The organism is Rhodococcus erythropolis NBRC 15567, from assembly GCF_001552595.1.
GTDB classification, from domain to species: domain Bacteria; phylum Actinomycetota; class Actinomycetes; order Mycobacteriales; family Mycobacteriaceae; genus Rhodococcus_F; species Rhodococcus_F erythropolis.
Window position 1 is genome coordinate 181582 of record NZ_BCRM01000005.1, and the last position, 19125, is coordinate 200706.

Sequence of the window (19125 nt, forward strand, 5' to 3'; positions counted from 1 at the left end):
TTCGAGTTGATCGGCAGGTCTGCGAGGGCGGTAGGTTCGAGGGATGCCGGTCGACTTCAGAACACGCCGTGAATCCCTCAGACGCCTCCTCTCGGAGCGCGAACTCGACGCGATTCTCGTCACAGATCTCCTCAATATCAGGTACCTCACCGGTTTCACCGGTTCCAATGCTGCGCTCGTCGTCAGTGCGTCCGATTCGGAGTCCGACGAACGCGCGACGGTGATCTGCACCGACGGTCGTTACGTGACGCAGGTGGCGGAGCAGGTTCCGGACCTGCGCGCTGAAATCGCCCGTTCGAGTGCTGCGCACTTGATCGAGAAGTCGACGATGCCCGTTCTCGCGTTCGAGTCACACGTCGCGACGTTCGCCGAACATCGCGCATGGACCGAGGCAGCACCGAAGATCCGGTTCGAACCGGTGAGTGGACTCGTCGAACAGTTGCGCATGGTCAAGGACGAGCACGAGGTGGAGTTGTTGCGCGCCGCATGCACTTCAGCCGATGTCGCGTTGGCGCAGTTGATCGCTCGCGGCGGTCTGCGACCTGGCCGAACCGAACGAGAGGTCGGTCGTGAACTGGAAAACCTGATGCTCGACAACGGCGCAGACGGTATTTCCTTCGAGACGATCGTGGCGGCAGGCGTCAACTCGGCGATTCCGCATCACCGACCGACCGACGCGATCCTGGCGTCGGGCGACTTCGTGAAACTCGACTTCGGCGCACAGGTCGGTGGGTACCACTCGGACATGACCCGGACGTACGTGCTCGAGTCCGTTTCCGATTGGCAACGGGAGATTTACGAACTCGTCGCGCGGTCACAAGCTGCCGGTTGCGATGCCCTCGCTCCGGGTGTCGAATGTGCGGCCGTGGACGCCGCCGCCCGTTCGGTGATCGACGATGCAGGCTACGGCGAGTTGTTCCTGCACGGCCTCGGCCACGGTGTCGGCCTCGAAATCCACGAAGCACCGGGAATCGGCAAGCTCGGCACCGGTACACTTCTTTCCGGCGCGGCGGTGACCGTCGAGCCGGGCGTGTACTTCTCCGGGCGCGGAGGTGTACGGATCGAGGACACGCTCGTTGTTCGTGAGCAGGGGCCAGAGCTGCTCACACTGACCGCAAAAGACCTTACCGTCGTCTGAGACGGTTTCCCGACCCCTAGGAGACGCGAAGCAAGTGGCTTCCACCAGTGATTTCAAGAATGGTCTGGTTCTGCAGATCGAAGGCCAGCTGTGGACGATCATCGAGTTCCAGCATGTCAAGCCCGGCAAGGGCCCTGCCTTCGTGCGCACCAAGCTCAAGAACGTGCTCTCGGGCAAGGTAGTGGACAAGACGTTCAACGCCGGTGTGAAGGTCGAGACCGCCACGGTCGACCGTCGTGACATGACCTACCTGTACCACGACGGCAGCGACTACATCTTCATGGACGGCGACACCTACGACCAGGTGTCGATCAGTGAATCCACCGTCGGCGACCAGTCGCGTTTCCTGCTCGAGAACATGGCCGTCCAGGTCGCGACCCACGAAGACGTTCCCCTCTTCGTCGAGCTTCCGGTCACGGTCGAGCTCGTCGTCAAGCACACCGATCCGGGCCTGCAGGGCGACCGCTCCACCGGCGGCACCAAGCCTGCCACCCTCGAGACCGGTGCCGAGATCAACGTGCCGCTCTTCATCAACACCGGTGACAAGCTCAAGGTCGATTCCCGTGACGGCAACTACCTCGGGCGTGTGAATTCCTGAGTGTCCGGCACACATAAGAAACTCGGTGCACGCCACAAGGCGCGCAAGCGTGCCGTCGACTTCCTCTTCGAAGCCGAGGCACGTGACCTCGATCCGGTCGCGCTCGCATCGGAGCGTTCCGATCTGTCCGTCAAGGACGACGCGGTAGCACCCGTCGCGGCCTACACCGTCACGTTGGTGTCCGGCGTTGCGGAGAACCTGGACCGGATCGATCAGGTCATCTCCTCGCATCTGCAGGATTGGACGCTCGAGCGTCTGCCCGCCGTCGACCGTGCGATTCTGCGTATCGCCGTGTGGGAGCTCTTCCATGCGACGGACGTTCCGCCGGTTGTCGCCGTGGACGAGGCCGTCGAACTCGCGAAGCAGCTCTCGACGGACGACTCTCCGGGATTCGTCAACGGAATCCTCGGTCAGGTCGTTCTCGTTGCGCCGCAGGTTCGATCGGCTGCAGCTGCGACCTCGCAGCGCGCGCAGGAATCGGATTCGGGTACCGAGTAGCAAGTTCTGTTCCACCACCGCCGTGCGAGTGTCACCGTGCGCGTTGTGTGTCTGCACACAACCGGTCGGAGTCGCTGCTCGCACGGCGGGATCAGGTCTGTCGGCTGATAGGGTGGGGACCGTCAGACATCCTTTAACGATCCGTCCAGTGAGGCGGAGAAGGAGGTCGCTGTATGAGCGTGCCCGAAGGGTCTCGCCCATCCGATCTTGCAGGTCCAGGCAGCGCCAAGGCATCCGCTGGTGCCGAGGCAAGTAGTGAGACCCGTGAATTGTTGTCCGCCCAGGATGTGGGCCGGACCATCGCGCGGATCGCTCACGAGATCATCGAGAAAACCGCACTCGACGGACCCGAGGGAACAGCCCCTCGTGTGGTCCTGATCGGCATCCCGACGCGCGGAACCACCCTCGCCACGCGACTGCGCGCCAAGATCGAAGAATTCTCCGGTGTGCGTCTTCCCATCGGATCTCTCGACATCACGCTCTACCGTGATGATCTCCGCACCAAGCCGCATCGCCCGCTCGAGCGCACGTCCGTCCCCGAAGGTGGCGTCGACAATGCTCTGGTCGTCCTGGTGGACGATGTCCTCTTCTCCGGTCGCACCGTGCGCTCCGCCCTCGATGCGTTGCGCGATCTCGGTCGCCCCCGGGCCGTCCAACTCGCAGTGCTGGTCGATCGCGGTCATCGCGAACTGCCGCTGCGCGCCGACTACGTCGGCAAGAACGTCCCGACCGCGAGGTCAGAAGACGTCAAGGTTCTCCTCCAGGAACACGACGGCAGGGAAGCGGTAGTCATCTCCGGAGGTAAGAGCGCGTGAAGCACCTTCTTTCCATCGCGGACCTCGATCGTGAGTCCGCGGTAGAACTTCTCGACGAGGCAGAACGCTTCGAGCAGGCGCTGCTGGGCCGCGAAGTACGCAAACTCCCGACGCTGCGCGGACGCACGGTCATGACGGTGTTCTTCGAGAACTCGACGCGCACCCGGGTGTCCTTCGAGGTGGCCGGTAAGTGGATGAGCGCGGACGTCATCAACGTCAGCGCATCGAGTTCCTCGGTGTCCAAGGGCGAATCCCTGCGCGATACCGCGATGACCCTGCGCGCGGCCGGTGCCGACGCCCTCATCGTGCGGCATCCGGCTTCGGGTGCCGCCCATCAGATCGCCAAGTGGACCGGAGCGGCCGACGACGGTGGCCCGGCAGTCATCAACGCAGGTGACGGCACGCATGAGCATCCCACTCAGGCGCTTCTCGACGCTTTGACCCTTCGCCAGCGTCTCGGCGACATCGAGGGCAAGCGGATCGCGATCGTCGGCGACATTCTGCACAGCCGTGTGGCCCGCTCCAACGCGCTGCTGCTCTCGATGCTCGGCGCGGAGGTCGTCTTGGTGGCGCCTCCGACACTGCTGCCGATCGGTGCGCACACGTGGCCGGTCACGGTCTCGCATTCGCTCGACGCCGAACTGCCCGGACTCGACGCGGTGCTGATGCTGCGGGTTCAGGCCGAACGCATGAACGGCGGCTTCTTCCCTTCGCAGCGCGAGTACTCGATCAACTACGGCCTGTCCGAGAAGCGACTGGCGATGCTGGCCGATCACGCGGTGGTCTTGCACCCCGGTCCGATGTTGCGCGGCATGGAGATCGCATCCGCCGTCGCTGATTCCTCGAAAACTGCTGTACTGCAACAGGTTACCAACGGCGTACACATGCGCATGGCTGTCTTGTTCCGACTGCTGGTCGGGTCGGAGGACGGTGCGCTGTGACCAGAAACGAGAACGGAGAATCACCCGTGAGTGTCCTGCTCCGCGGAGTCCTGATCTACGGAGAAGGTGAGCCCACCGACGTACTCGTCGGCGACGGCACGATCCTCGAGATCGGCGTGGATCTCGATCCGGCCACGGCATCCGAGGTGATCGATGCCGGCGGGCAGATCCTGCTTCCCGGCTTCGTGGACCTGCACACCCATCTACGTGAGCCTGGTCGCGAAGACACCGAGACCATCGAAACCGGAAGCTCCGCGGCCGCTCTGGGTGGATACACCGCGGTCTTCGCGATGGCGAACACGAGCCCCGTCGCCGATTCGGTGGTCATCACCGATCACGTCTGGCGACGCGGACAGGAAGTCGGCCTCGTCGACGTCCACCCCGTCGGCGCAGTCACCGCAGGCCTGGAGGGCAAGCAGCTCGCCGAGATGGCGACCATGGCCGCAGGCGTCGGCAAGGTCAAGATGTTCTCCGACGACGGTCACTGCGTCTACGACCCACTGATCATGCGTCGCGCGCTCGAATACTCCAGCTCGTTGGGCGTCCTGATCGCGCAGCACGCGGAAGAACCGCGTTTGACGGTCGGTGCGGTCGCCCACGAGGGTCCCACGGCCGCGCGTCTCGGACTGGCCGGTTGGCCGCGAGCAGCCGAAGAATCGATCGTGGCCCGTGACGCACTGCTCGCGCGTGACGCCGGCGCCCGCGTTCACATCTGCCACGCATCCACCGCCGGAACCGTCGAACTCGTGAAGTGGGCTCGCAGCCAAGGGATTTCGATCACCGCCGAGGTCACCCCGCATCACCTGCTCCTCGATGATTCACGTCTCGAGACGTACGACGCCATCAACAAGGTCAACCCGCCACTTCGTGAGGCCAGCGATGTTGCTGCCCTGCGCAAGGGTCTGGCCGAGGGCATCATCGACTGCGTGGCCACCGATCACGCTCCGCACGCCGAGCAGGACAAGTGCTGCGAATTCGCGGCCGCCCGCCCCGGAATGCTCGGCCTCGAGACCGCGCTCTCGATCATCGTGCAGACGATGGTCCAGCCCGGCCTGTTGGACTGGCGTGGTGTTGCGCGGGTCATGAGCGAGCGCCCGGCGGCGATCGTCGGACTCGACGATCAAGGCCGTCCCATCGAGGTGGGGGAGCCCGCCAACCTGACATTGGTCGATCCGTCGGCCGAGTGGACGGTCCACGGCCCAGACCTGGCGAGTGTCGCGCATAACACTCCGTACGAGTCGATGACATTGCCCGCACGGGTCACGACCACACTGTTACGTGGCCGCATCACCGCACACGACGGGAATGTGCGGCTGCGGAGTAGCGAGGAGTAGCGCGTCATGGACAGAGCACTGTGGATCATCGGTCTGGCGATCTTCTGGGTCGCGATGATCGGCCTGATGTACGTCGGTTGGCGTGGACGCGCTCGACGCCAGAAAGACAAGATCGGCGAACTGCCGACGGTACCGGCAACCCTGGGTGAACTGCTCGTCCTGCCGACCACCGGCCTGTACGTCGGTAGCACCATCGCACCCAGTTGGCAGGACCGCATCGCCGTCGGCGACCTCGGTTTCCGCGCCACCTGCGAGATCAGCCGCTACAGCGGCGGAATTCTGGTCGAGCGTGACGGTGCGTCGGCCATCTGGATTCCGGAGAAGTCGATCCGCGCGATCCGCACGGAGAACGGTCTTGCCGGCAAGGTCATGAGCAAGGACGGCGTCCTGGTGATTCGCTGGGAATTGCCGAGCGGAACCGAGATCGACACGGGCGTGCGCGGTGACGACAAGACGGTTTATCCGGACTGGGTCAAGCCGGTAACTGCTTCGAACAAGACTGCCTCGAACAAGACGAATGACAACGAAGACGCAAGCTCTGGCGACATCGAGCAGAACGGAAAGAACGCATGAGCGGCTTTGGCAACAGCCCCGCAGTACTGGTCCTCGAAGACGGACGGGTGTTCCGCGGAACCACCTTCGGTGCGGTTGGACAGACCCTGGGCGAAGCGGTGTTCAGCACCGGCATGACCGGCTACCAGGAAACGCTCACCGATCCCAGCTACCACCGCCAGATCGTGGTCTCCACCGCGCCGCAGATCGGCAACACCGGCTGGAACGACGAAGACGACGAGTCAGTCGGACCGACCGGCGAGCGTGCCGGCGCCAAGATCTGGGTTGCCGGGTACGTCGTTCGTGACCCCTCGCGCGTCACCTCGAGCTGGCGTGCAACCGGTTCGCTGCAGGCCAAGCTCGAAGAGCAGGGCATCGTCGGAATCGCCGGGATCGACACTCGTGCCCTGGTTCGCCACCTGCGTACTCGCGGTTCGATGAAGGCAGGCGTCTTCTCCGGTGAAGCCATCGCCGCCGATGACGAACTGGTCCGACGGGTTCAGGATCAGCCGACCATGCTCGGCGCCGATCTTGCCGGTGAAGTCAGCACCACCAGCGGCTACGTCGTCGAGCCGAAGGGCGGGGAGGCGCTGTACACGGTTGCCGCGATCGATCTCGGTATCAAGACAAACACCCCGCGCATGTTCGCCGAGCGCGGTATCCGCGTCCACGTGTTGCCGTCCAATGCGAGTCTCGAACAGATCCTCGACCTCAAGGCCGACGGAGTGTTCCTCTCCAACGGTCCCGGTGACCCGGCCACCGCCGACGGCGCAGTGCACCTGACAAAAGAGGTCATCGGACAGGGCTTGCCGCTGTTCGGTATCTGCTTCGGCAACCAGATCCTGGGCCGCGCCCTGGGCCTGAGCACGTACAAGATGAAGTTCGGCCACCGCGGCATCAACATCCCGGTGATCGAGCATCAGACCGGTCGCATCGCGATCACCGCGCAGAACCACGGCTTCGCGCTCGAAGGCGAAGCCGGCCAGGAATTCGACACCCCGTTCGGTCGCGCGGTGGTCAGCCACACCTGCGCCAACGACGGAGCCGTCGAAGGTGTTCGCCTGCTCGACGATTCGGCCTTCTCGGTGCAGTACCACCCGGAGGCGGCAGCCGGCCCGCACGACGCTGCGTACCTCTTCGACCGCTTCACCAGCCTGCTCTCCGCACGGAAAGAAACCGGAGTCAAGAACTAATGCCACGCCGTACAGATCTCAAGCACATCCTGGTAATCGGCTCCGGTCCGATCGTCATCGGTCAGGCCTGCGAGTTCGACTACTCGGGCACCCAGGCTTGCCGCGTCCTCCAGGAGGAGGGCCTACGCGTCAGCCTGGTCAACTCCAACCCGGCCACCATCATGACGGACCCCGAGTTCGCCGACGCCACGTACGTCGAGCCGATCACGGCCGAGTTCCTCGAGAAGGTCATCGCCAAGGAAGCGTTGCAGGGCAACAAGATCGACGCCGTCCTCGCGACGCTCGGCGGTCAGACCGCTCTCAACGCCGCAGTGGCGCTGCACGAGCAGGGCATCCTCGAGAAGTACGACGTCGAGCTGATCGGCGCCGACTTCGACGCCATCCAGCGCGGCGAGGATCGCCAGAAGTTCAAGGACATCGTCGCCAAGGTCGGTGGCGAATCCGCGAAGTCCGCAGTTTGCTACACGATGGACGAAGTACACGCCACGGTCGCCGAACTCGGTTACCCGGTTGTCGTGCGTCCGTCCTTCACCATGGGCGGCCTCGGTTCCGGCATGGCGTACGACGTCGACGATCTCAACCGCATCGCCGGTGGCGGTCTGGCCGCGTCGCCGACGGCGAACGTCCTGATCGAGGAATCCATCCTCGGCTGGAAGGAATACGAACTCGAGCTGATGCGCGACAGTCGCGACAACGTCGTGATCGTCTGCTCCATCGAGAACGTCGACCCGGTCGGTGTCCACACCGGAGACTCGGTCACCGTCGCTCCGGCGATGACGCTGACCGACCGCGAGTACCAGGCGATGCGCGACCTCTCCATCGACATTCTGCGTGAGGTGGGCGTCGACACCGGCGGCTGCAACATCCAGTTCGCGATGGACCCGGCCGACGGCCGCCTGGTTGTCATCGAGATGAACCCGCGCGTTTCCCGCTCGTCGGCGCTGGCGTCGAAGGCGACCGGTTACCCGATCGCCAAGATGGCCGCCAAGCTTGCCATCGGCTACACGCTCGACGAGATCGTCAACGACATCACCAAGGAAACCCCGGCTTGCTTCGAGCCGACACTCGACTACGTCGTCGTCAAGGCTCCGCGGTTCGCTTTCGAGAAGTTCCCCGGTGCCGACGGAACCCTGACCACCACGATGAAGTCGGTAGGCGAGGCCATGAGCATCGGCCGCAACTTCACCGAGGCTTTCGGCAAGGTCATGCGTTCACTCGAGACCAAGCGTGCGGGTTACTGGACCGGCGCCGACATCGAGACGGAGAGCCTGGACGCCCTGCTCGCCGATCTGAGCGTTCCGCAGGACGGCCGCATGTACGGCATCGAGAAGGCATTCGCCCTCGGCGCAACTGTCGAGCAGCTCTTCGACGCCACCAAGATCGATCCGTGGTTCCTCGACCAGTTCCAGCAGATTCACGAGCTCGGTGAAAAGCTTCGCGCTGCAGAGTCTTTCGACGAGGCTGCCCTGCGTCAGGCCAAGTACCACGGCATCTCGGACCGCCAGATCGCGGCTCTGCGCCCCGAACTCGGTGGTGACACGCACGCAGGTGAGGACGCCGTTCGCGCTCTGCGTGATCAGCTTGGCGTGCGCCCCGTCTACAAGACCGTCGACACCTGCGCCGCAGAGTTCGAGGCCAAGACGCCGTACCACTACTCGACCTACGAGCTTGATCCCGAGGCCGAGTCCGAAGTGGCTCCGCAGACCGAGCGACCCAAGGTTCTGATCCTCGGATCCGGCCCCAACCGCATCGGCCAGGGCATCGAGTTCGACTACTCGTGTGTCCACGCTGCCCAGACGCTGTCCGAGGCCGGGTACGAGACCGTCATGGTCAACTGCAACCCCGAGACCGTCTCCACGGACTACGACACCGCTGATCGCCTGTACTTCGAGCCGCTGACATTCGAGGACGTCTTCGAGGTCTACCGCGCGGAGGCGCAGTCGGGCACCGTTGCCGGCGTCATCGTCCAGCTCGGCGGCCAGACCCCGCTCGGATTGGCGAAGCGCCTCGAAGCTGCCGGCGTTCCCATCGTGGGAACCAGCCCCGCAGCCATCGACCTGGCGGAGGACCGCGGCGAATTCGGTCGCGTGCTCACCGAAGCCGGTCTGCCTGCACCGAAGTTCGGTACCGCCACCACGTTCGACGGCGCCCGCGAGATCGCAGCAGGCATCGGCTACCCGGTGCTGGTGCGTCCGTCGTACGTGCTCGGTGGACGCGGCATGGAGATCGTCTACGACGAGGCTTCACTCGCCGACTACATCTCGCGTGCCACGGAGATCTCCGACGATCGTCCGGTCCTGGTCGACCGCTTCCTCGAAGACGCGGTCGAGATCGACGTCGACGCTCTGTGCGACGGCACCGAGGTGTACCTCGGCGGCGTCATGGAGCACATCGAGGAAGCCGGCATTCACTCCGGTGACTCGGCGTGTGCGCTCCCGCCCATCACTCTGGGCCGTGCGGATCTCGAGAACGTCCGCCGCTCCACCGAGGCTCTCGCAAAGGGCATCGGCGTCAAGGGCCTGCTCAACGTCCAGTACGCCCTCAAGGACGACATCCTCTACGTGCTGGAAGCAAATCCCCGCGCCAGCCGTACGGTTCCGTTCGTCTCCAAGGCGACGGCCGTCCAGCTGGCCAAGGCATGCGCCCGCGTCATGCTCGGCGAATCCATCGCCGACCTGCGCGCAAGCGGCATCCTGCCGGCGACCGGCGACGGTGGAAACACCCCGGCCGGTGCACCGATCGCGGTCAAGGAAGCTGTGTTGCCGTTCAACCGCTTCCGTCGCGCCGACGGTACCGGCGTGGATACCTTGCTCAGCCCGGAAATGAAGTCCACCGGTGAAGTCATGGGTATCGACTTCGACTTCGGTACGGCTTTCGCCAAGTCGCAGACGGCCGCCTACGGGTCGTTGCCCACCACAGGCGCGGTGTTCGTCTCGGTCGCCAACAAGGACAAGCGTTCGCTGATCTTCCCGGTCAAGCGCCTGGCAGATCTCGGATTCACCATCCTTGCCACCGAAGGAACCGCAGATGTGTTGCGGCGCAACGGTATCGAGTGCAAGCAGGTGTACAAGCAGTCGGGTGAGGATGTTCCGGCCGGTGCCGAGACCATCGTCGACCAGATCCGCAGCGGCGAGGTCGCCATGGTCATCAACACCCCGTACGGCAACAACGGTCCGCGTGTCGACGGCTACGAGATCCGAAGCGCAGCAGTCGCGTCGAACATCCCGTGCATCACGACGGTCCAGGGCGCCTCGGCCGCCGTGCAGGGCATCGAAGCGGCGATCCGCGGCGACATCGGAGTTCACTCCCTGCAGGAACTGCACGCAGGTCTTCGTCAGCCGGCACAGCAGTCGTGAGTCACAGTTGGGGGCATCGTCTCCGGTCCGCGATCGCGGACCGGGGGCGGCTGTGCGTCGGTATCGACCCGCATCCCGCGCTTCTCGACGCGTGGGGACTGCCACGTACCGCCGAAGGTCTGGAGACTTTCGCCGAGATCTGCGTCGAGGCCTTCACCGGTGAGGTTGGACTCGTCAAACCTCAGGTTGCGTTCTTCGAGGCGTACGGCAGCGCCGGCTTCGCCGTGTTGGAGCGGACCATCTCGGTTCTTCGCGATGCTGGAACGCTTGTCGTCGCGGACGCCAAGCGCGGTGACATCGGTTCGACGATGGACGCGTACGCGCAAGCCTGGTTGGGTGATTCGCCGTTGGCCTCCGACTCGGTCACCGTTTCGCCGTACCTGGGATTCGGGGCGTTGGCTCCGACACTCGAACTGGCAAGGCAGAACGCACGCGGGATCTTCGTGCTGGCACGAACCTCCAATCCGGAAGGCGGCGTACTTCAACAGTCGTCGGCTGACGGTGTGAGCGTGGCTCAGTCGATCGTCAACGCTGCGGTCGACGCGAACGCCGACGGACGCGACACCGTCGGACTGGTGGTCGGTGCAACTCGGGACCACGGTCTGGACCTGTCGCAGTTCAACGGCCCGATTCTCGCTCCGGGGCTCGGCGCGCAGGGTGCGACGGCAGCGGATCTCGCAGACATCTTCGCGGGATCGACCGAGCTCCTGCTCCCGAACACTTCCCGTGGGGTGCTCAAGCATGGTCCTTCGGTATCGGCACTTCGGGAGGCAGCAATGCGTGACCGAGACGAGATCGAAGCCGCATTGGCGCACTGATCCGTGAGTGACCTCGAGGCTCGTTCGAGCGGTGGAACCCGGTGGTACCGTCCGTCGGTGAATCGTTGGTGGCAGATCGGACTTCTCGTCGCGGCGTGCGCGCTGCTCGCCACCGGGTTCCAATCCGTCACCGGCGTACACGGCGACGATCTCGCCGTGTACCGGACGGCAGGTCAAGCCGTCCTCGACGGCTCGAACCTGTACGACGAGTCGTTCAACGCGAGACTGCCGTTCACTTATCCGCCCTTCGCTGCGCTCGTCGCCGTTCCGGTCGCCTTGGGTTCCTGGGGTGCGGTCCAGTGGGGATGGAGTTTCGTCAGCCTCCTGATGCTGGCCGCGATCATCGTGCTCAGCTATCGCGAGGTCCCGTTCACACGTAGGCGGCCCGTCGTCGTCTACGTGGGTTTCCTGGTCCTGTGGACGGCGGCATCGCCGATCTCCGATCACCTCGGGTACGGGCAGGTCGGGTTGTTCCTGACACTCCTGTGCCTGATCGACGTGCTGGCTCGACCACGGTGGATTCCCGAGGGTGTGCTGGTGGGGATCGCCGGGGCCGTCAAACTGGTGCCTCTCGTCTACATCGGTTACTACGTGATCACCGGGCGTTGGAAAGCGGTTGCGGGCGCCCTCGCCGGCTTCCTCGGCGCCACGGCACTCGGCTTTGCCGTTCTCCCGCGCCAGACGATCGACTACTTCGGTGACATCGCCTCACTCTCGGGGCGCGTCGCGGTCGGTGACCCGTCTGTGTTCGGTAACCAGTCCGTGCGTGGAATGGCCTTACGGCTACTCCCCGAGGGCCTGGTGGGTCCGGCATGGCTCGTCGCCTGTGCAGTGTTGGGTGTCCTCGGAATTGTCGCGACGCGGCGCGCTCAGCGCCTGCGAGGTGATCTTGCCGGTTTCACGGTGGTGGCTCTGCTGGCGGCAATCGTGACTCCCATTGCCTGGACCCACCACTTCGTGTGGTTGGTGCCGGCGGTGGGTGTGCTCCTCGTTCCGATCAAGTCGGGCGTGGGGGAAGACACCCGATCGGTACCCGCGTGGTCCTGGATCGCGATCGGCCTCACCGCTGCGGTCGTGCTGTTTCGGCTTCCTCGGGTCGGCGCGGACATGGATATCCCGGTCGTCGGCTTCGTCCTGGAGAATTCATTGCTCTGGGCGAGCCTCGCGGTAGTGCTCGCTCTTGCCGCCCCCGGCGTGAGCCGCACCGAACCGGACACGGTCGATGCCGACGATCCGAAATCGTCGATGCCGACCTGAAAACAGGCCGCGACACGCGCATGGGCGTCGAAAATGCTCGAAATTTTTGGATGTGTCGGCGACCACGTTCATTCCCGCAGGTAACGATTTCGCACACACGCATGGGGACGTCGCACCCGATGTATCGAAATGCTTTGTGTTACAGTCTATTTCGGTACTGTACGCACGTTCGTGTTGCGTCGAATCCGTCTCGATCCAGCCGAAAACGGCGACGATGTGTGACATCGATTCGACGCGCATAACCCACCGCGATCTGCATCGGACCGCGGGGGGTGGGTTAGCAATTCGCGCCAGGCGTGAGTACGGTCGCTATCGCTGCTGGTTATCAGCGGAATAGACAAAATTTGCACACGACGAGACGGAGGAACCGTGGCCCTTCCCCAGTTGACTGATGAGCAGCGCGCTGCTGCTTTGGAGAAGGCAGCTGCTGCCCGCAAGGCCAGGGCTGAGCTCAAGGAGCGCCTGAAGCGTGGCGGCACCGACCTCAAGCAGGTCCTCAAGGACGCCGAAGACAACGAAATCTTGGGCAAGATGAAGGTTTCGGCACTGCTCGAGGCGCTGCCCAAGGTGGGCAAGGTCAAGGCTCAGGAGATCATGACCGAGCTGGAGATTGCACCGACCCGTCGCCTTCGTGGCCTCGGTGATCGGCAGCGCAAGGCTCTGCTCACCAAGTTTGACTTCGAGGCCTGAGCCGACAAGTGATGATTGCTGACGCGGCAGTGTCTGATGATTGCTGACGCAACAGTGTCAGAGAGCAAGACCGCAGTGCGGAGGGGTCGGCTGGTTGTACTGGCCGGCCCTTCGGCTGTCGGTAAGTCCAGCGTCGTTCGCGAGCTGAGAACTCGGTTGCCTGAACTCGTTTTCAGCGTTTCGGCGACCACTCGCGATCCCCGTCCCGGTGAAGTGGACGGCAAGGACTACCGATTCACCTCCCGTGAAGAATTTCAACGGATGATCGACTCCGGTGAACTTCTCGAATGGGCGGAAATCCACGGCGGTCTACAGCGCTCCGGCACCCCCGCAGCTCCGATCGAAGAAGCGCTCGAAGCTGGAAAGCCCGTACTCGTCGAGGTCGATCTCGCCGGAGCACGAGCTGTCCGCCAGGCGATGCCCGAAGCTCTGTTGGTGTTCATGGCTCCACCGAGCTGGGACGTTCTGGTGCAACGGCTGACCGGACGGGGAACCGAAACGGAAGACGTCGTGGCACGCCGACTCGAGACGGCCCGAGTGGAATTGGCCGCACAGGACGAGTTCGACACGGTCATCGTGAACGAGGATGTAAGCCGTGCTTGCGATGAGTTGGTATCCTTGTTGGTTGGGAACTGATTCCGTACCCTTCGGGAACCGATTTCCGCCCCGTTTCTCAGATATCCGGATCGATAAAACTAGTTCTTCAATGAAGATCTAATTCAGGAGACACAAGAGTGAGCAGCACTTCAGCCGCGTCCGCAGCAGGTCAGGGCGCTCTGCCTGCCTACGACACCCCGCTCGGCATCACCAACCCGCCGATCGACGAGTTGCTCGAACGCACCTCTTCCAAGTACGCCCTGGTCATCTACTCGGCCAAGCGTGCGCGCCAGATCAACGACTACTACAACCAGCTCGGTGACGGCATCCTCGAGTACGTCGGACCTCTGGTCGAGCCCGGTCTGCAGGAAAAGCCGCTGTCCATCGCGTTGCGTGAAATCCACGCTGATCTCCTCGAGCACACCGAAGGCGAGTGAGCACCACGTCTGCCGCACCCGAACCTCGTTCGGGTGTCGGGGGAGTGTCCGACGCGCCCACATCGATACGTAAGCGCATTGTCGTCGGTGTCGGTGGGGGTATCGCCGCGTACAAAGCGTGCTCGATCATCCGCAGCTTCACCGAGAGCGGTCATCACGTCCGCGTGATTCCGACCGAATCCGCTCTGGAGTTCGTCGGCCGCGCCACGTTCGAAGCACTCTCCGGCAACCCGGTTCACACCGGCGTCTTCAACGACGTCCCGCAGGTTCCGCATGTCCGCCTCGGACAGGAAGCCGATCTCGTTGTCATCGCGCCGGCAACCGCTGATCTGATGGCGCGAGCTGTCATGGGCCGCGCAGACGACCTGTTGACAGCCACCTTGTTGACCGCACGCTGTCCGGTCGTCTTCGCCCCCGCAATGCACACCGAGATGTGGGAGCACCCCGCAACGGTGTCCAACGTGGCGACACTGCGCTCGCGCGGCGTCCACGTGATCGAACCTGCCTCCGGGCGTTTGACCGGAAAAGACACCGGGGCCGGTCGACTTCCCGAACCCGACGAGATCGTCGGGTTGGCATCGTTGCTCCTCGAGCGCTCGGACGCGTTGCCGCGCGACCTGGAAGGTCGCCGCATTCTGGTCACCGCCGGCGGTACTCGCGAGCCGCTCGATCCGGTGCGCTTTCTCGGTAATCGCAGCTCCGGCAAACAGGGCTACGCGCTCGCCCGTCTGGCCGCCCAACGCGGCGCTCACGTCACGCTGATCGCCGGTTACACGGCCGATCTTGCCGACCCCGCCGCTGTCGACGTCGTGCACATCAAGACGGCCGAAGATCTCCGGTTGGCAGTGGAGAAGCACGCACCGGGACACGACGGAGTCGTCATGGCTGCAGCTGTCGCGGACTTCCGCCCCACCACCGTCGAAGGCAGCAAGATCAAGAAGGGCGCAAACGAACCCGACTCGATCAGCCTCACCAGAAACGCCGACATCCTCGCCGGTCTCGTCGAAGCGCGTCGTGACGGCGATCTGGACGCTCGAACGGTGATCGTCGGATTCGCCGCAGAGACCGGTGACGCCCATGGTGACGTTCTCAGTTACGCCCGCTCCAAGCTTGCCCGCAAAGGTTGCGACCTCCTCGTGGTCAATGCGGTCGGCGAGGGCAAGGCGTTCGAGGTCGATCACAACGACGGTTGGCTGCTCGGTTCCGACGGCTCGGAGTCCGCGCTCGAGCACGGATCCAAGGCTTTGATGGCCAGTCGAGTACTCGACGCCCTGGTCAAGCTCTTCCCCGAGTAGCGACACGCGCCCGGTGGTGAGAGTTACCCCACGATAATCGGGTGAGCACAAGGGTGTTGCGCAGGCGGTCCAACCGTTATCGTCGGCTCAGCCCCCAGCTAACAAAGCATGACAAAACGGTCACCGAACGGTGATTCGGATACTTCAATAAGCTGTAGTCAAGAACTCAGTCGTCGAGAGGGAGATCTGTGAGCAAGTCCGGCAGTCGGCTATTCACCAGCGAGTCCGTCACCGAGGGGCACCCGGACAAGATCTGTGACGCGATCAGCGACTCGATCCTCGACGCGCTGCTCACCCAGGACCCGCGCGCCCGCGTGGCCGTCGAAACTCTGGTCACCACCGGCCAGGTTCACGTAGCCGGCGAGGTCACGACCACTGCGTACGCAGACATTCCGAAGATCGTGCGCGACACGGTCCTCGAGATCGGCTACGACAGCTCGGCAAAGGGCTTCGACGGTAACTCCTGTGGCGTCAACGTCGCGATCGGCGCTCAGTCGCCCGAGATCGCGCAGGGTGTCGATCACTCGCACGAGGCTCGCGTCGACGGAATCAGCGACGACGAGATCGACCGTCAGGGTGCGGGCGACCAGGGCCTGATGTTCGGCTACGCCACCACCGACACGCCGGAACTGATGCCGCTGCCCATCGCGTTGGCTCATCGTCTCTCTCGCCGGTTGACCGAGGTCCGTAAGTCCGGCGTGCTGCCGTACCTGCGCCCGGACGGCAAGACCCAGGTCACCATCGAGTACGACGGTGACAAGGCTGTCCGTCTCGACACCGTGGTCATCTCCACCCAGCATGCCGCTGACATCGACCTCGACAACCTGTTGACGCCCGATCTTCGCGAGAAGGTGCTTCACTCGGTGCTGACCGACGTGAACCTCACCGATCTCGACACCTCCGATGTTCGTCTGCTGGTGAACCCGACGGGCAAGTTCGTCCTCGGTGGCCCGATGGGTGACGCCGGTTTGACCGGCCGCAAGATCATCGTCGACACCTACGGCGGAATGGCTCGCCACGGCGGCGGCGCGTTCTCCGGCAAGGACCCGTCAAAGGTCGACCGAAGCGCTGCCTACGCCATGCGTTGGGTGGCCAAGAACGCTGTTGCCGCAGGTCTGGCCGACCGCATCGAGGTTCAGGTCGCCTACGCCATCGGCAAGGCAGCTCCGGTCGGACTCTTCGTCGAAACCTTCGGCACCGAGAAGACCGATCCGGCACGGATCCAGAAGGCGATCACCGAGATCTTCGACCTGCGTCCGGGAGCGATCATCCGCGACCTCGACCTGCTGCGTCCGATCTACGCGCAGACGGCGGCATACGGTCACTTCGGTCGCACCGACATCGACCTCCCGTGGGAGAGCACCGATCGTGCCGACAAGCTGCGTAGCGCAGCTGGTCTCTGATCACTGACGTACAGACGGGGCGCGGGTGGGCGCGGAAAGAGTAGCGGCAGAAGTCGATCCGGTCGCCCGGGTGCTGCCGATGCTCCCGCTCGCTCACCTCGACCGTGAATTCGACTACCTCGTTCCTCGTGAACTCGAAGCGGATGCGCAGCCCGGAGTCCGGGTGCGCATCCGCTTCGCTGGTCGTCTGGTGGACGGTTTCATCGTCTCGCGCGAGGCCACCAGTGACCATCAGGGGAAGTTCGGCTGGCTCGAACGCGTCATCTCGTCCGAGCGGGTCCTGACGGCCGAAATCGCGCAAGTCGTCGATCGTGTGGCGGAGCGTTATGCCGGAACCCGCGCCGATGTTCTCCGTTTGGCGGTACCGCCGCGCCACGCGAAGGTCGAGGCGGAACCGTGGGAACCCGCCGAGCCGCCGTCCGCTCCTGAACCGATCGAAAATGGTTGGCATCTCTACAGATTCGGTGACGCCTTTCTGTCCGCGATTCGCGAGTCGAAAAGCCCGCGTGCGGTCTGGCAGGCGTTGCCTGGTGAAAACTGGCCACTGCGCCTGGCCGAACTGGCCGGGGCTGTAGCGGCAAGTGGTAAATCCGCGATCCTGGTTGTGCCCGATCAACGCGACCTGGACCGCGTCGTCGCCGCATGTACCGAACTCTCCGGAGCGGATGCAGTGGTGGGTCTGTCCGCAGGCCTGGGGCCGGCCATGCGATACCGAAGGTGGCTCGCTGCACTGCACGGGACCGCCCGGATCGTCGTCGGCACGCGCAGTGCAGTTTTTGCGCCGACGCCCGAGACCGGTCTTGTCGTCGTCTGGGACGACGGCGACGACAACTTGTCCGAGCCGCGGTCGCCGTATCCACATGCCCGCGAAGTTGCCGTCCTGCGTGGCTACGTCGCCGGGTGCGCCGTCGTGATCGGTGGGTTCTCCCGTACGGCAGAAGCGCAGGTACTCGTCGACTCGGGATGGGCGCACGATCTGGTCGCTACGCGGGACGTCGTTCGTGCTCACGCACCCAAGATCACCGCGCTCGCCGACAGCGATCAAGCCTTGGCCCGCGATCCGGGAGCCAGAGCGGCTCGTTTGCCCGCTATTGCATTCGCGGCCGCCCGGCGCGCTCTGGGTGAGGGCAACGGAGTCCTGGTGCAGGTGCCTCGGCGGGGGTACGTACCGACCCTGGCCTGCGGAAAGTGCCGTGCCCCGGCACGGTGCCGTCGGTGCAACGGCCCACTGGCTCTTCCCGCTGCGGCAGGTCCCGACGGCGCCGGGACACCGGCGTGCCGCTGGTGCGGGGTTGCCGATGCCGCCTACCGATGTCACGCGTGCGGGGCGAAAGCGTTGCGCGCGGTGGTGGTCGGTGCCGGCCGGACCGCCGAAGAACTCGGGCGGGCGTTTCCCGGTGTGAAAGTTGTTCTGTCCGGGGGCGGTGATGTGGTCAAGGAACTGCCACACGGGCCCGCGTTGGTGGTCTCGACAGTGGGTGCGGAGCCGGTGATGACCGGCGGCTACGGCGCCGCGCTCTTGCTCGACGGTTGGGCACTGCTCGGCCGGCCCGATCTGCGCGCCGCCGAGGAAACACTCAGACGCTGGATGTCGGCTGCTGCCATGGTGATTCCGCTGTCCGAAGGCGGTGAAGTTGTGGTTGTCGCAGACTCGGGTATCCCGACGGTGCAGGCGTTGGTCCGATGGGATCCAGTGGGGCACGCACAATCTCAATTCGAGGAACGGGACGAGGTCGGCTTTCCTCCGGCCGTTCACATGGCTGCGATCGACGGTGGATCCGCAGCAATTGCGGAGTTGGTGGACTCAGCTGATCTGCCGGCAAGTGCTGTACTACTCGGACCAGTGGAATTGCCTGCGGGGGAGAGGCTTCCGTATTCCGGTGAGGACGAGAGCGGTGTCGCGCCGGAGCGAATGCTGGTCCGCGTTCCACGCAAGGACGGTCGCGGCCTTGCGGACGCTCTGGCACATGCGAGGGCCGCGCGCAGTGCGCGGAAGTCATCGGGTCCGGTCCGCATTCAGATCGACCCACGCCGCATCGGCTGATTTTCGAGTTCTCCAAGGCCTGCTTGTGTGCAGCAAAAAATGTTGCGCAACCCGATATGGCGATATATCGTCGAACTATCAACGATAGTGATGGAGGTTCGACGATGGATGCAAGTTTCGCGAACGAGGGGATGTTCGGCCGACGCGGTTTCTTCGGCG

17 protein-coding genes are annotated in these 19125 nt (G+C 64.2%); all 17 read left to right on the plus strand.

Annotated features, from left to right (window positions below; translation table 11 throughout):
* The first annotated feature begins 43 nt into the window (after positions 1-43).
* The 17 genes from RE4_RS10370 to RE4_RS10450 all read left to right on the plus strand — a co-directional run bounded on the left by RE4_RS10370 (position 44) and on the right by RE4_RS10450 (position 18966).
* Positions 44-1138 (plus strand): M24 family metallopeptidase, encoded by a 1095-nt coding sequence (locus RE4_RS10370; RefSeq protein ID WP_020969579.1) that lies wholly within the window; start codon positions 44-46, stop codon positions 1136-1138.
* Between the two features lie 34 nt (positions 1139-1172).
* Positions 1173-1736 (plus strand): elongation factor P, encoded by a 564-nt coding sequence (gene efp / locus RE4_RS10375; RefSeq protein WP_003944958.1) that lies wholly within the window; start codon positions 1173-1175, stop codon positions 1734-1736.
* The gene (gene nusB, locus RE4_RS10380; protein WP_007728014.1) at positions 1737-2234 is read left to right on the plus strand and encodes a transcription antitermination factor NusB; all 498 of its coding nucleotides are present in this window, start codon (positions 1737-1739) and stop codon (positions 2232-2234) included.
* Between the two features lie 173 nt (positions 2235-2407).
* Positions 2408-3049: a bifunctional pyr operon transcriptional regulator/uracil phosphoribosyltransferase PyrR gene (pyrR, locus tag RE4_RS10385; protein WP_020907698.1), complete on the plus strand. Its 642-nt coding sequence runs from the start codon at positions 2408-2410 to the stop codon at positions 3047-3049.
* Positions 3046-3990, plus strand: coding sequence for an aspartate carbamoyltransferase catalytic subunit (locus RE4_RS10390; RefSeq protein WP_046378533.1), 945 nt, complete (start codon positions 3046-3048; stop codon positions 3988-3990). The genes pyrR and RE4_RS10390 overlap by 4 nt, the downstream gene beginning before the upstream one ends.
* Positions 3987-5324 (plus strand): dihydroorotase, encoded by a 1338-nt coding sequence (locus RE4_RS10395; protein ID WP_007728012.1) that lies wholly within the window; start codon positions 3987-3989, stop codon positions 5322-5324. The genes RE4_RS10390 and RE4_RS10395 overlap by 4 nt, the downstream gene beginning before the upstream one ends.
* 6 nt (positions 5325-5330) lie before the next feature.
* Complete coding sequence (locus tag RE4_RS10400; RefSeq protein WP_003944773.1) at positions 5331-5897, plus strand: PH-like domain-containing protein; 567 nt, start codon at positions 5331-5333, stop codon at positions 5895-5897.
* On the plus strand, positions 5894-7069 hold the full coding sequence (carA, locus tag RE4_RS10405; protein WP_060938542.1) for a glutamine-hydrolyzing carbamoyl-phosphate synthase small subunit: 1176 nt from the start codon (positions 5894-5896) through the stop codon (positions 7067-7069). Before RE4_RS10400 ends, carA begins: the two co-directional genes overlap by 4 nt.
* Positions 7069-10425, plus strand: coding sequence for a carbamoyl-phosphate synthase large subunit (carB, locus tag RE4_RS10410; RefSeq protein ID WP_047888353.1), 3357 nt, complete (start codon positions 7069-7071; stop codon positions 10423-10425). The genes carA and carB overlap by 1 nt, the downstream gene beginning before the upstream one ends.
* Positions 10422-11243 (plus strand): orotidine-5'-phosphate decarboxylase, encoded by an 822-nt coding sequence (pyrF, locus tag RE4_RS10415; protein ID WP_021332968.1) that lies wholly within the window; start codon positions 10422-10424, stop codon positions 11241-11243. The genes carB and pyrF overlap by 4 nt, the downstream gene beginning before the upstream one ends.
* Before the next feature lie 57 nt (positions 11244-11300).
* Positions 11301-12500 carry a glycosyltransferase 87 family protein gene (locus RE4_RS10420; protein WP_232816752.1) on the plus strand — a complete coding sequence of 400 codons (1200 nt, stop codon included), beginning with the start codon at positions 11301-11303 and terminating at the stop codon, positions 12498-12500.
* Between the two features lie 369 nt (positions 12501-12869).
* Entirely contained in the window at positions 12870-13190 is a 321-nt protein-coding gene (gene mihF, locus RE4_RS10425) for an integration host factor, actinobacterial type (RefSeq protein ID WP_003944825.1), read from the plus strand.
* A gap of 36 nt (positions 13191-13226) precedes the next feature.
* Complete coding sequence (gmk, locus tag RE4_RS10430) at positions 13227-13826, plus strand: guanylate kinase (protein WP_029255329.1); 600 nt, start codon at positions 13227-13229, stop codon at positions 13824-13826.
* Between the two features lie 98 nt (positions 13827-13924).
* On the plus strand, positions 13925-14224 hold the full coding sequence (gene rpoZ, locus RE4_RS10435; protein ID WP_003944996.1) for a DNA-directed RNA polymerase subunit omega: 300 nt from the start codon (positions 13925-13927) through the stop codon (positions 14222-14224).
* A complete protein-coding gene (coaBC, locus tag RE4_RS10440; RefSeq protein WP_020969581.1) occupies positions 14221-15519 on the plus strand; it encodes a bifunctional phosphopantothenoylcysteine decarboxylase/phosphopantothenate--cysteine ligase CoaBC in 1299 nt (432 codons plus the stop codon). The genes rpoZ and coaBC overlap by 4 nt, the downstream gene beginning before the upstream one ends.
* 188 nt (positions 15520-15707) lie before the next feature.
* Positions 15708-16922: a methionine adenosyltransferase gene (gene metK / locus RE4_RS10445; RefSeq protein ID WP_003944827.1), complete on the plus strand. Its 1215-nt coding sequence runs from the start codon at positions 15708-15710 to the stop codon at positions 16920-16922.
* Positions 16923-16947: 25 nt separating this feature from the next.
* Entirely contained in the window at positions 16948-18966 is a 2019-nt protein-coding gene (locus tag RE4_RS10450) for a primosomal protein N' (protein WP_081098339.1), read from the plus strand.
* Positions 18967-19125: the final 159 nt, after the last annotated feature.